This window comes from Fructobacillus sp. ChS1-6f1-1-27 (genome assembly GCF_059579415.1).
This window is the reverse complement of record NZ_JCAOER010000004.1, coordinates 36,906-48,217: the sequence shown is the minus strand read 5'-3', so window position 1 is coordinate 48,217 and position 11,312 is coordinate 36,906. Positions and strand designations below refer to the sequence as shown.

At 45.2% G+C, this 11,312-nt stretch carries 12 protein-coding genes; 5 read left to right on the top strand and 7 right to left on the bottom strand.

Annotated features, from left to right (window positions below; translation table 11 throughout):
• The first annotated feature begins 353 nt into the window (after positions 1-353).
• Positions 354-530, top strand: a complete 177-nt coding sequence (locus tag AC5162_RS03295; RefSeq protein WP_496533822.1) for a hypothetical protein — start codon at positions 354-356, stop codon at positions 528-530.
• A 421-nt stretch (positions 531-951) separates the two neighbouring features.
• On the opposite strand, the gene AC5162_RS03290 is transcribed toward AC5162_RS03295, so the two are convergent.
• Positions 952-1,221: a helix-turn-helix domain-containing protein gene (locus tag AC5162_RS03290; RefSeq protein ID WP_496533821.1), complete on the bottom strand. Its 270-nt coding sequence runs from the start codon at positions 1,219-1,221 to the stop codon at positions 952-954.
• Complete coding sequence (locus AC5162_RS03285; protein WP_496533820.1) at positions 1,208-1,576, bottom strand: type II toxin-antitoxin system RelE/ParE family toxin; 369 nt, start codon at positions 1,574-1,576, stop codon at positions 1,208-1,210. The genes AC5162_RS03290 and AC5162_RS03285 overlap by 14 nt, the downstream gene beginning before the upstream one ends.
• Before the next feature lie 173 nt (positions 1,577-1,749).
• Between AC5162_RS03285 and AC5162_RS03280 the strand changes: the two genes are divergently transcribed.
• The 3 genes from AC5162_RS03280 to AC5162_RS03270 all read left to right on the top strand — a co-directional run bounded on the left by AC5162_RS03280 (position 1,750) and on the right by AC5162_RS03270 (position 3,910).
• The gene (locus AC5162_RS03280) at positions 1,750-2,667 is read left to right on the top strand and encodes a LysR family transcriptional regulator (protein ID WP_496533819.1); all 918 of its coding nucleotides are present in this window, start codon (positions 1,750-1,752) and stop codon (positions 2,665-2,667) included.
• Positions 2,668-2,669: 2 nt separating this feature from the next.
• Positions 2,670-3,563 carry a metal ABC transporter solute-binding protein, Zn/Mn family gene (locus tag AC5162_RS03275; RefSeq protein WP_496533818.1) on the top strand — a complete coding sequence of 298 codons (894 nt, stop codon included), beginning with the start codon at positions 2,670-2,672 and terminating at the stop codon, positions 3,561-3,563.
• 125 nt (positions 3,564-3,688) lie between these two features.
• Positions 3,689-3,910, top strand: a complete 222-nt coding sequence (locus AC5162_RS03270) for a hypothetical protein (protein WP_496533817.1) — start codon at positions 3,689-3,691, stop codon at positions 3,908-3,910.
• A gap of 63 nt (positions 3,911-3,973) precedes the next feature.
• Here the strand turns inward: AC5162_RS03270 and AC5162_RS03265 are convergent, their stop codons facing one another.
• Positions 3,974-4,135, bottom strand: a complete 162-nt coding sequence (locus AC5162_RS03265; protein WP_496533816.1) for a hypothetical protein — start codon at positions 4,133-4,135, stop codon at positions 3,974-3,976.
• A gap of 103 nt (positions 4,136-4,238) precedes the next feature.
• Between AC5162_RS03265 and AC5162_RS03260 the strand changes: the two genes are divergently transcribed.
• Complete coding sequence (locus AC5162_RS03260) at positions 4,239-5,789, top strand: multicopper oxidase family protein (RefSeq protein ID WP_496533815.1); 1,551 nt, start codon at positions 4,239-4,241, stop codon at positions 5,787-5,789.
• Between the two features lie 514 nt (positions 5,790-6,303).
• Here the strand turns inward: AC5162_RS03260 and argH are convergent.
• The 4 genes from argH to AC5162_RS03240 all read right to left on the bottom strand — a co-directional run bounded on the left by argH (position 6,304) and on the right by AC5162_RS03240 (position 11,239).
• On the bottom strand, positions 6,304-7,686 hold the full coding sequence (gene argH, locus AC5162_RS03255) for an argininosuccinate lyase (protein WP_496533814.1): 1,383 nt from the start codon (positions 7,684-7,686) through the stop codon (positions 6,304-6,306).
• A gap of 26 nt (positions 7,687-7,712) precedes the next feature.
• Positions 7,713-8,924, bottom strand: a complete 1,212-nt coding sequence (locus AC5162_RS03250) for an argininosuccinate synthase (protein ID WP_496533813.1) — start codon at positions 8,922-8,924, stop codon at positions 7,713-7,715.
• Between the two features lie 115 nt (positions 8,925-9,039).
• A complete protein-coding gene (locus AC5162_RS03245; RefSeq protein WP_496533812.1) occupies positions 9,040-9,783 on the bottom strand; it encodes an amino acid ABC transporter ATP-binding protein in 744 nt (247 codons plus the stop codon).
• Complete coding sequence (locus AC5162_RS03240) at positions 9,776-11,239, bottom strand: ABC transporter substrate-binding protein/permease (RefSeq protein ID WP_496533811.1); 1,464 nt, start codon at positions 11,237-11,239, stop codon at positions 9,776-9,778. Before AC5162_RS03240 ends, AC5162_RS03245 begins: the two co-directional genes overlap by 8 nt.
• Between the last annotated feature and the right edge of the window lie 73 nt (positions 11,240-11,312).

The following is an 11,312-nucleotide window of genomic DNA, read 5'->3' as shown; positions in this document are numbered from 1 at the left end:
CAGTTTTTGAGCGATATTGTGAGTACAGTTATCTCTGGATTAATCCTCATCAATCTGCAAAAATGGTTAGATAACCGAAAGGACTAATCATCTAAGTCTCGTCTGGCAGGACGGGACTTTTTCAATAAAAAAAGTCATTGTTGGCAGACAATGACTTTTGAAAAGAGGCCTTTTGCCTCCCCTTTTTATATTCATATTATAACACGGTAAACATCTGTATTGGTCTAAACTAGGTTATCCTTCATAATGTTATACATTCAACCAAACCTTTATTTAACATCCACTCAGCCTGATTTATTCCTCAAATAGAGGTGTTATACTGGCGATAGAATCACGCATGAGGAGGTGTCACCATGGCAATTATGCGCACAACCGATAATATTATTGAGCTAAATGAAGAGGAATATAAAAAATTTCAAAATCGCATTAAAGGCAACTTGTCTGATGAGCGCCGAAAGCAACTGGCCGATATTGGTCAAAAAGCACAAGAAACCCAAGATAAAAAGAACTGGTATATCACCTGGGATTAAAATGAACTAATCATCTGCCAGGACGGGGCTTTTTCAATAAAAAATCCATTGCTAGCAGGCAATGGATTTTAAATTTAGAAGGAAAACCCTCTATATCTCTTTTCAAAGATATTATACGATGCTCCTCCCCCTTGTCTAATATCTCTATCTATATATACAAATCCGATTGGGTAAGATAAAATACCATCAGAAGAAAAAGAGAGGACTGAGAGAATGTTTAAAAAAGAACGGATTTGGCCGGTGATTTGCTACCTAATTGCCTTTTTCACGATTACTGCGATCGTTGACCACCTGCACTTAAGCTTTTGGGCTTACCTAGCTGCCATCGCGATTCCTTATATGGTGGCAACATTTATTATTGATTATGTATTTCGAATAATAAGAAACAAAAAATCCAGTTGATTCAACTCAACTGGATTTTTTAATTAACGAATTCTACTTTAAGGTGCTTCCCCATTGCATGAGCAATCTCATCCATTTTATCAAAAGTTACGTTATCGCCTCTTTCAATACGAGCAATCGTGGCTTGAGGAACACCCGCTCGCTCCGCCAAATCTGCCTGGGTAAGTCCCGCTTCTTCTCTTGCATAATATAATGCAAGTGCTGTGGCAGAATGTTCTTTTTCATGTTGATATAGTTTAGCAAATTCTTCATTTTGTAGTTCGCGAGCTAAGATATCATTTATCTTCATTCTGACTCCTCCATTCTTTTCGTAAGTCAAGAGCGTGTTTAATTTCTGATAAAGGGGTTTTCTGGGTTTTCTTCGTAAAACCATGTGTAATAATGTAACGGGATTCCTCTACATGAAAATAAAAGGCTCGTTGAATATTAGTAGCAGTTTTACTACGTAACTCGTATAAATTTTTTTCCTTTTCTATCTTTTTGACCCACGTCATTCGCTGAGCAACTAATAGCCCTTGTTCTTGTGTATCGGCAATGACCCGTAACATTTTGGCCCGATCTAATAACGGCAACTGCTGTAGCCATTCATCAAATTCATCTCGGCCATTAGGTCGCTTGTATGATTCGAATTCTGTTTTTTTCATGCTTTGATTATATCATATATATTAAAAATAAAATATATACGCTATAATAAAATCTGAAAATAACCAACACTTCACCCCTAATCGTCCTGAGCCATAACCCTTGGGCTTGACAGGATTTGCTATAATAGAAGGTGGCTTGAATAATACATGAAAATGACCATGGAGATAAGCAATTGCGGATAACCGACCTACAATATTTCTTAGCCTTAGCTAAGTACCGGAACTTTTCACAGGTTTCGGACCAATTTGAAATTTCGCAGCCAACTGTTTCACTCGCTATCCAGCGTTTGGAAAAAGAGATTGGCACTAAATTGGTTACCAGGAGTACTGCTCACAAGAACATTTCGCTGAGTCACGCCGGCGAAGTCTTGCGCCAGCATGCCCTTTTGATGGTCGAACAATACGATGTGTCCCTGACCGAAATTAAGCGGATAAACGACCACACTTTGTTAATTGGCCTACCGCCAATTATCCAGATTGCCTACTTCCCTGCGATTGCAACAGCATTGTCGGACCATTCGTTGGCTCATTTGAAAACCGTGGAAGTCGGGGCCCAAGAGGCCATCGAAAAGTTGAAGAACGGTGAAATTGATGCTTCCTTTGTCGGCTACCTGGGAAACATCGACCACAGCGAATTCAACTTAATTCCATTTGACGAGCAGTCCTTTGCGGTCTTGGTCGCAGATGACCACCCTCTAGCAGACAGGGCTGCCATCAGTTTTGAAGAGCTCAAGGATGAAAACTTTATCCTATTAAAGGGTAACTTTGTCCACAAGCAAGCCTTCGAGCAAATTGCCCGGTCTGCTCATTTTCAAGCCAACGTCCTATTCAGTTCGTCAGAACCCTACGGGATTTTAAACTTAGTGCGACAAAACCGCGGTATTAGCTTTATGGCTGCCCACCAGGCTTTGTCAATTCCCGGCGTGACTGCTTTACCAATTAAAGATGAGGACCAACCGGTCTTTAAAGTCGGCTTTGCCTACCGTAAAGACCTCGTTTTGACCCCCGAATTAAAGGAGATTCTCGATGAGCTGCTGGTTGCCAGCAAAATTGGGCAACCCGATCACCTGATACCCCCATTGGAGGAATGAAGATGAAAAGAACTACCGCAGTCGTCTCAGTTTTGACGGCGATTATTGTCGTTGTCTTGGGCATCGCCCTTTGGCAAGAAGCTAGCGAAAAGGGCCAAAAAGATGATGGCAAATTAAAGATTGTTGCCTCAACCAATGTCTATGCTGAGCTCGCCAAAGACGTTGCTGGCAAGCACGCTGATGTTTCAGCCGTAATTACCAAGCAATCCGTCTCACCAGAAGACTACGAACCAACCAACTCCGTTGCTAAAAAGATTTCAAATGCCGACATCGTCTTTGGTAACGGGCTTGGTTATGATGCCTGGCTAACCAAGTTGGCCAAGACATCCAAGAACACGGATGTGGTCACCGTGGCTGAGATCCTAAACAAGGCCGACAATGCTAACCCACACTTGTGGAACGACCCTGACAACATGGTCAAGGCTGCCCAAGGTTTGGCAGATGAATTAAGCAAGAAAGACCCTAAGCATAAGGCTGACTACCAGCAAAACGCTAAGGACTACGCTAAAAAGCTCGAACCGCTCACAAAGAAAATCAATGAATTAAAGGCGAAGACCTCTGGCAAGGAAGTCTTGGAGACCGAACCGGTTTACGAGTACATGCTCGAAGCCCTCGGTGTTAACCTTGTTGGAAACGACTTCTCTGAAGCCATCGAACAAGGAAACGACCCATCTCCTGCCATCTTGGCCGATGTCCAAAACAAGATTAAGAACCACGAGATTGCCTTCTTGGTTGACAACACCCAGACAACGGGTGGGTCAGTATCGAAGATTGTCAAACTCGCTAAGCAAAACAACGTCCCAGTTGTGAAAGTGACCGAAACTTCACCTGATAACACCTCATATGTGTCATGGAAGTTGAGCGAATTGAAGCAGATTGAGAAGATTGTTGGCTAATATTAGCAAACCAAGGCACCGTCCTCCCTCTGGAGCTCGGTGCCTTTTTTGTTTTAATTAGGGGTTTTCAGATTAGAACCTATCCTGTAAAATTTTCCTAGTAAAGAGAGAAAACGGGAGAAGCTATGATTAAAAAACATTACCGGGCAATTATCTTTTGGGGAATTGCCTTAACAGAAGCCGTCATTAATGTAGCCAACTTTTTCAATAAGGAAGTTCACGGCAACATCTATCACTTCTTTGCCCAATACCCTTTTTGGCTGCGCGTAACCTTGGCAGTTGTTGGGACGGCCATTATCATGTGGGCCTTTCCTTACTGGCCAAAACGAAAGCAAAAGGAAGAATAATACACAAAACCCAGCTCGGTTAGATAACCGGGCTGGGCTTTTATTTGCTAAAAAAATAAAAATTTAGCAGTTTTTTTGGTTAGATAGGGCTGCGTACAGTGATTGAACCAGCATGCCGCCGGCCATCACATACATGGCCTCCATGTCTTGCATGGTCGTCACCAGGTAAATCGTGTAGACCCAAACTAAAACCATGACAAAATGAAAAATTCGGTTAAATGACATTATCTCTCTCCTTTTTCTCTCAATGTGTCAAGAATACCACAAATATTACCAAAAGTAGAATAATTCTAGTATAATGGCGATAGAGAAAAGAAGGAGAAGAATAATGGCACAGACAAAAAAGACCATTTACGACGATTATTTTTTCAATGAGTCGGCCTATGACTACCATGACGGTGGCTACGTCCCTTTGGAAGTTTACGACTCACCGCAGGTACCGTTGAACATTCCAGAATTACTGAAGCCAGACAAGGAAACTGATACTGACGTCTGGATGACGGTTCACGCTCAGCCGGGTGAGACCCAGATTGTTCCTGGCCAAAAGACCAAGACCTGGGGTTACAACCAAAGTCTCTTGGGGCAAACTATTGTTTTCCAAAGCGGAAAAACTTATCACGTTATGCTAAAGAATAGTTTGCCGGAATTGACGACCTTTCACTGGCACGGACTAGACGTTCCCGGTCCGTTTACTGACGGGGGCTGCCACGCTCCAGTCTACCCAGGCGAAAGCAAAGAAATCACCTTTAAAGTTGACCAACCGGCCTCAACCACTTGGCTCCACGCCCACCCCTGCCCATTGACGGGTTGGGATGTCTGGCATGGGCTGGCCACAGAAGTCTTGGTTAAAGACGACCACGAAGAAAGCCTCAATTTGCCTCGGACATACGGGGTCGATGATATTCCGCTGGTGTTGCAAGATCGCCGATTCCACGAGGATAACCAGTGGGACTACGATGCCGATTACGACCCCGATGGGACGGCCGGTCCGACTGCCTTGATTAATGGAACTGTTAATCCAAGTTTTGATGTCACCAAGCAAAAGTTAAGGGTCCGGTTCTTGGATGGGTCGAACAGGCGCGAATGGCGCCTGCATTTGTCAGACGATTTGGTCATGACCCAGATTGCTTCGGATGGCGGCCTCTTGCCTGAACCCGTGCAGATGACCAAGTTTATGATTACCTGCGCCGAGCGGGCCGAGTTCATCTTGGACTTCAAGGACTACCAGGAAGGCGACACCGTCACCCTTTTCTCTGATGACACGCCAATTTTGACCTTTAATATCAAAGACTTTGCCAAGGACGACAGTGAAATTCCTGCCGTTTTGGCTAACACACCTTACCCTGACCCCGAACCAAATGCCCACATCCACCAGGTCGTTTTGTCTGGAACCGACGAAGAGGTTGGCATAAACGGGCAGAAATTTGGCATGATGCGCATTGATGACCGGCAAGAACTTGGTAAATCCGAGTACTGGGACATCACCAACACCAACGATTGTTGTGGCGGAATGCTCCACCCCTACCACATGCACGGTGGGTCTTTTCAAATCGTATCGCGTAACGGTAAGGCCCCTTACCCCAACGAACTCGGCTACAAAGACACCGTTTCGGTTAACCCTGGCGAAACTGTCCGCATCAAGATGAAGTTCAACTACGAAGGAGTCTTCATGTACCACTGCCACATCATCGAGCACGAAGATGGTGGTATGATGGCACAAATGCAGGTTTGGACAAAAGAAGAACCTGAAAAGAAGTACGACTTAATGATGATGGATACTTTGATGAACGCCTTAGCCGAAGAACGGGGCTGCACTGTTGAAGAGTTAAAAATTAAGAGCTTAGATTCATACAAGAAAATGGGCATGGATATGTGTTGATAAACTTTGACAATTATTGATGTTATACACACGATGGTTGTTTTGCTCGTTTTTATTGTCGGTGGGCCTACAACCAGCTCTTAAAAACACAAATCAAAAGCCAACTTTACTTAGAAAGATTTCTGGGTAAGGTTGGCTTTTTGTAATTAATTGACTCCTTTTCCGTATAACTCATTAGGCGCCAAAGAAGGCGTTGGAAAGGAGGAGAAAGGTTTGATTCCTTCATTTGTGCTTCAGCTGATTTTCGATATACTGAAATCGTCCTTAACGTTTTTAGTTCGATTTTGGCTAAAACGAAGGCTTGATCGAAAGTGATAGCCAGAGTGGGCCTCGATTAGCCGGTCGAGGCCCACTTTTTTTATTTTTACTCAAATAAAAAAATCTGTTGTTAGCCGACAACAGATTTTTTGGGTAGGCTTACGCCCGTCCCTTCATTTGTAAGAATATTATAACATCTTTTTTAAAGAAAAATCCGTTGCTAACTAGCAACGGATTGATTTATCTGCAATAGTTTTTATCGGTTCGATAAAGACTTCTTCCCAGACTCCACTTCTTTCAAAACATTAGTGACAGCCGTGCCACCGAGTGAAGTCCGACGGTTAACCGCCACATCTGATTCAAGTTCTTGGTAAACGTCTTCTTCAATCAAGGAACTAGCCTCTTGCAGGTCAGCCAGAGGCATTTCTTGCAGGCTTTGACCAGTTTGAATGCCCTTCAACACCAACTCACCAACCACTGCATGGGCCTGGCGGAATGGGAGCCCCTTCGTTGCTAAGTAGTCAGCCAGTTCGGTGGCATTGGAAAAGTCGTCCTTAGTAGCCGCAGCCATTTTTTCCTTATGGATTGTCATAGTTGACAGCATTCCCGTAAAGACCTTGACCGCGGCCAAAATGGTATCCATCGTAGCAAAGGTAGATGCTTTGTCTTCTTGCATGTCCTTGTTATAGGCTAGCGGCAAGCCCTTCATCACCGTCAGCAAGCCCATCAGGCTGCCAAAAACAGACCCGGTTTTGCCACGGACCAATTCGGCGAAGTCAGCGTTTTTCTTCTGGGGCATGATTGATGATCCGGTTGAAAAATCATCTGAAAGCTCGATGTAATTAAATTCATAGGTGCCCCAAAGGATTAGCTCTTCTGCCAACCGTGACAAGTGGACCATTAGAATTGAAGCGTTACTCAAGAATTCCAGGGCAAAGTCTCGGTCGGACACGGCATCCAAGGAATTATGGTAAACACCGGCAAAGCCTAACTCTTCTGCCGTCATTTCCCGGTCGATTGGAAAGGTCGTCCCGGCTAAGGCGGCAGCCCCAAGCGGTGACTTGTCGGTATGCTTTTCGTTAAATTCAAAGCGTTCAAAGTCCCGTTGGAACATTTCAAAGTAGGCCAACAGATAGTGGCCATAGCTAATTGGCTGAGCGTGCTGCATATGGGTATAGCCCGGCATAATCACGTCCGCATTTTCTTCTGCTAGCTTTAGCAAGGTCTTTTGCAGGTCTGTTATGACTGCTTTGACAGCCGGCAGACGGTGCTTGACCCACAGATGAAAGTCGGTGGCAACTTGGTCGTTCCGGGACCGGGCCGTGTGCAGCTTGCCTGCCACTGGGCCGATTTTTTCGGTCAGTAAGGACTCCATGTTGAGGTGGATGTCTTCGTTTTGGATCGAGAACTTTAATTTGCCAGCAGCCAGGTCAGCTTGGAGGTCGTGCAGACCAGCTGTGATTTGTTCGGCTTCTTCAGGTGCAATAATTCCTTGGTGGCCAAGCATTTTGACATGGGCCAGTGAACCTTCCAAGTCCTCATCGGCCAACTGGTAATCAAAGCCAATCGAAGCGCCAAACTCATCGACCCAACTAGCTGCTTGACCGGTGAACCGGCCACCCCATAACTTATCTGACATAGGCAATCCTCTTTCTACTAACTACTTTACTTTGACTGGGAATGAACGTGGTTAACCTGTTCGTAAACCATGCCTGGCAAAGACCAGAGCTTGATAAAGCCACCAGCGGCAACTTGGTCGAAACTGTCGGCTGCGGTATAAGTGGCCAAATTCTTGTTATACAACGAATTGTGAGCTGACTTACGAGCAACGGCCACCGCCTGACCCTTGTAAAGCTTCATCTTAACTGTTCCGTTAACAACCTTTTGGGTGTCTTGCATAAAGGCCTGCAAGGCATCGAAGAGCGGTGTAATCCACAAGGCGTTATAGATCAAATCCGTCACCTTTTGTTCCAAAATTGGCTTGTAGTGGGCGACGTCACGTTCCAAGGTTAGGTCTTCCAAGTCCTTGTGGGCGGTCATAATGACGGCTGCGGCTGGAGCCTCGTAAACTTCACGGGACTTGATTCCAACCAAACGGTTTTCAATCTTATCAATCCGGCCGATTCCATGGGCTCCGGCGATTTGGTTTAATTTCACAATTAGTTGTGATAATGGTAGCTTTTCACCGTCTAATGCAACGGGCAAACCATTTTCAAAATCCAAGTCTAAGAACAAGGCTTCATCGGGTGCTTCTTCTGGGGCAACTGTCATCCCCCAGGCATCAGCTGGGGCCTGGTTCCAGGGGTCTTCCAAAATGCCGGCTTCATTGGCCCGGCCCCACAAGTTGGCATCAATTGAGTATGGTGATTCCTTGCCGATTGGAACCGGTACACCGTGGTCCTTGGCGTAATCAATTTCTTCTTCACGCGACCAGTGGAAGTCACGGATTGGGGCTTCAATCTTCAAGTCTGCATCCAAAGCATGGATGGCTGCTTCGAAACGAACTTGGTCATTTCCCTTTCCAGTTGAGCCGTGGGCAATCGCCGTTGCACCATTTTCATGGGCAATTTCGACTAGCTTCTTAATAATCAACGGACGTGATAGGGCTGATACTAATGGGTAAGCCCCTTCGTAAAGGGCATTTGCTAAGATAACTGGCGCCACATATTCATCAGCAAATTCATCCTTGCCATCAACGACAATCGACTGAGCTGCGCCCACTTGGAGTCCCTTCTTTTGGATGGCATCCAAGTCCTTACCACCTTGGCCAACGTCCAAGACAACGGCGATGACTTCATAGCCTTTGTCAATCAACCAAGGAATAGCGACGGATGTATCAAGTCCACCTGAATATGCGAGTACGATCTTTTCTGTCATGAGTTTTCTCCTCTATTTTTACTGAAATGTCTTATTTTTGGGGTGAGACGGTTTGACTCCCCCTCAGTGCATGTAACCTTTTTATCTAGTTCGATGCTTGGCAAGCACATCGAACTTAATCTTCCAAAACCTTACCGATGAAGTCCTTGGTCTTTGGATTTTGTGGGTTATTGAAAATTTCTTCGGGACTACCCTTTTCTTGGATAATGCCGTCGGCCATAAACCAGATTTCATCGGAAACCTTTTTGGCAAAGTTCATTTCGTGGGTAACAACCACCATCGTCATCGTCCCGTCGGCCAATGACTTGATTACCTTCAAGACTTCCTTGACGTTTTCGGGATCTAAGGCCGAAGTTGGTTCGTCAAAGAACAAGACCTTTGGTTCCATGGCTAAGGCCCGGGCAATCGCTACCCGTTGTTGCTGCCCACCAGACAAGGACTTAGGATAAGCATCGGCCTTTTCGGCCAAGCCAACACTAGTCAAATACTTCATCGCAATTTCTTGTGCCTGAGCATCTGAGAGCCCTTTAACCCGCATGGGGGCCAGTTTTAAGTTGGCTAAAACGGTCATATTTGGAAAGAGGTTAAAGCTTTGGAAGACCATCCCAATCTGCTCACCCAGTTTCGCCAATTGCTGGTCAGTCTGGTCCACCAGGTTCGTGCCGTCAAAGTCAACGACACCGGCACTTGGTCGTTCGAGCTGGTTAATGCTACGGAGCAGGGTACTCTTACCAGACCCGGACGGACCGATGATGGTAATCACCTGGCCTTCATTGATATCGCCGTTAATATCTTTTAAGACAGCGTTATCACCAAACTGCTTTTGTAAGTTTTTAATTGAAATTAGTGGGTTAGTCATGCTGCATCTTCCTTTCGAAGTAGTTCAACAACCGGGTTAGGATAAAGGTCATCAAGAAGTAAATCACCATCACGACCACAATCGGTGCAACACCCCGGTAGGTGTCGGCCCGGACAATGTTCAATTCGTATACCAAATCGGTCACCCCGATAATCGAAACGATCGAACTTTCCTTAATGACTGAGATAAATTCGTTTCCGAGAGCCGGCCAGATGTTCTTAAAGGCCTGTGGCAAAATCACAAAACGCATCGTGTCCTTTTGGCTCAAACCAAGACTCTTAGCGGCTTCTTTTTGGCCCTTATCCAAGGAGGTAATCCCACCCCGGATAATTTCGGCAACATAGGCTCCTGAATTTAGCGAAACTGCGATAATTCCAGCGGTTAAGGCCGGCAAATTGATCAAAGCGCCCAAACCGAAGTAAACCAAGAGAACTTGAACCATCATTGGTGTGCCCCGGACAATTTCAATATAAGAAATTGCTGGCCAAGACAACAGCTTGTACTTGGACATCTTCATCAAAGCCAAGAGAATTCCAAAGGCAATTCCAACAGCAACAGAAACCAAGGCAATCAAGGTTGTGTAAGTGAAGCCATTGTAGAAGTAATGCCAGTACCGTACCATCGAAGTATCGTCGGTGTTGTCTTTCATGTAAGTGGCGGCTGTCTTTAAGTACTTTTCAATCCAACCATGCTTTTGAATCTTAGTCAGTGACTTATTAATGGCATTGACCAATTCAGGGTTGTTCTTAGCAACCGCGATAGCGGCACCAGTTTCATTCACATCCAACTTGTAGCTTGATGAAACAACCTTCAAAGACTTGTCGTTTTGGGCATAGGCTTCAGCGACCGGCTTTTCCATTCCAACCGCAGCGACCTTACCAGTCTTCAAAGCAAAGATCAGGTTCGGTGTCTTATCCATTCCGGTAACTTTAGCACCAGCTAGTTTTTGCTGGGCTAAGTCATATTGGAGGGTTCCGGTTTGAGCACCAACCGTTTTGCCTTCCAAGTCCTTTTGAGACTTGTACTTATTCGCGTTCTTCTTGGCAATCAAGAAGCTTTGACCACCGTTATAGTAGATTTTTGAAAAATCAACACTTTGCCGACGTTCATCGGTCGGGTTAATACCCCCGATAGCCATATCATCTTTACCAGTTTGCACAGCGACTAAGACAGAACCAAAGTCCATATTATCGAGCTCAAGCTTTACGCCCAAGTCCTTGGCCAACTGCTTGGCAATTTCAACATCCATTCCGACATCGGTTGACTTGCCGTTTTTGCTAGTCTGGAATTCATAAGGTGGGTAATCCGGTGAAATCGCCACCTTCAAGACTCCGGCCTTTTTAACTTTTTGCAGGCCGTCATCAGCGTGGGCCACCTGGCCAGCACTTAGGCTGGCAAATACAAATACCAACATCGCTAGCAGCCATTGCCAGCTCCAATTCTTTTTCTCTAACATCCCCTGCTCCTCTTTTCTCATTTTCTGATAATAAAAAAACGCCCTTTAGTCATATAGACTAAAGGACGTTTTC